The 1,105-nt window shown below is 67.5% G+C and carries 1 protein-coding gene; it reads right to left on the bottom strand.

The genetic code is table 11. From position 1 onward, the window contains the following. Positions 1-6: 6 nt before the first annotated feature. The gene (locus tag ACT3T5_RS19570; protein WP_193118821.1) at positions 7-1,041 is read right to left on the bottom strand and encodes an IS30 family transposase; all 1,035 of its coding nucleotides are present in this window, start codon (positions 1,039-1,041) and stop codon (positions 7-9) included. Positions 1,042-1,105 lie beyond the last annotated feature (64 nt).

Genomic DNA, 1,105 nt, shown 5'->3' with positions numbered 1-1,105 from the left:
GTGGTGTCAAGGCGTCGAAGCAACATGGGGTTCGCCGGCAATGAGTCGAGCGAACGCTTCGGTGGGGGTGAGGAAGCCCAGTCGGCGGCGGGGCCGGTTGTTGATCTCCTCCGCGATGGTGGTGAGGTAGGGCTGGTGGTCCGGGATCACGGTGCCCTTGGGGAGATACTCCCGGTAGAGCCGGTTCGTGTTCTCGTTGGACGGCCGCTGCCAGGGCGAGTGGGGGTCGGCGAAGTAGACCGGCATGTCCGTGGCCAGGGAAACCTTCGCGTGCTGCGCCATCTCGGAGCCCTGATCCCACGCCAGCGAGGCCTGCATCATCCTGGGCAGCTCGGTGAAGTACTCGATGACCGCATCCGCGGTGCCCTCGGCATGTTTGGAGGGCAGGGCGAGCAGGCCGGTGAACCCGCTCATCCGCTCCACCAGGGTCGCGGCGCACGAGGACCCGTTCTTCCCGATGATCAAGTCGCCCTCCCAGTGCCCTGGCACCCGCCGCTGCGCGGCGTCCTCGCCCCGCTCCGCGAGCGACACCATCCCCACGATCGGGCCACCCCTGGTCCGGCCGATGGTGCGGGGCCGGCGCTTGGTCCGTTTGGACTGCAAGAAGATCCCACGCTTCGCGAGTTCTCCGCGGGGGATCGCGTAGATGTACTGGTAGATCGCTTCTCCGCTGACGGTGCGGCCCTGAGCGTCGGGAGAGTTCGCCATGCGGTCAACGGTCGGGTCTGCGGCCTCCAGACGCAAGCGGCCCGCGATCTCGTTCGGCGTCCACGACGCAGCGAGGTCGGCGCTGACCCGGGCCTCGAGCACCGGGTCCTTCGCGACTTTCCGGACCTGTGGGCGCGAGCGTTGGCGCTGCGCTTTCACATCCGCGGTCACTGCTTGATAGCCCCGCGTCTTCGTCGAGTTCCGTCGAAGCTCTCTGGAGACCACTGACGGGCATCGACCCAGGTGAGAAGCGATCCTGCGGACTCCCCACCCGGCCTTCGATCCCGTCGAGATCTCCATCCGCTCCGTGAACGTGAGCAGCCGCCGCACCATCCCAGGCCTCCTCGCCTCAAGCCCCCACCGACCGGGAGTGTTGCTACGACGCTATGACACCACC

Source organism: Brachybacterium sp. AOP3-A1-3, assembly GCF_052378285.1.
GTDB lineage: Bacteria > Actinomycetota > Actinomycetes > Actinomycetales > Dermabacteraceae > Brachybacterium.
The sequence above is the reverse complement of the archived record's forward strand: the minus strand, read 5'-3'. Positions and strand labels throughout refer to the sequence as shown.